This is a genomic window from Streptomyces niveus (genome assembly GCF_001723055.1).
Taxonomy (GTDB): Bacteria; Actinomycetota; Actinomycetes; order Streptomycetales; family Streptomycetaceae; genus Streptomyces; species Streptomyces niveus.
This window is the reverse complement of the sequence record NZ_MDCR01000597.1, coordinates 1-359: the sequence shown is the minus strand read 5'-3', so window position 1 is coordinate 359 and position 359 is coordinate 1. Positions and strand designations below refer to the sequence as shown.

Here is a 359-nt window from a genome sequence, read left to right as displayed (position 1 = left end):
CCGTCGTACTCGCCGACGGCGACCCCGGCTTCTTCGGCGTCGTACGCACCCTGCGCGCCCCCGAACACGGCCTTGAGGTCGAAGTCGTCCCCGCGGTCTCCGCCGTCGCCACCGCCTTCGCCCGCGCGGGAATGCCCTGGGACGACGCGCAGATCGTGGTCGCCCAGCAGCGCACACTCCGGCGCGCCGTCAATGTGTGCCGGGCGCACACCAAGGTCGCCGTCCTCACCTCGCCGGGCGCCGGGCCCGCCGAACTGGCTCTGCTCCTCCAGGGAGTTCACCGCACCTTCGTGATCTGCGAGGAGCTGGGCACCGACCGCGAACAGGTCACCGTCCTCACCTCCGACAAGGCCGCCGAC

1 protein-coding gene is annotated in these 359 nt (G+C 72.1%); it reads left to right on the top strand.

Annotated elements, in window-relative coordinates; translation table 11 throughout:
• Positions 1-359, top strand: a 359-nt coding sequence (gene cbiE, locus BHU15_RS37810) for a precorrin-6y C5,15-methyltransferase (decarboxylating) subunit CbiE (protein ID WP_069631166.1), incomplete at both ends; no start/stop codon positions are given.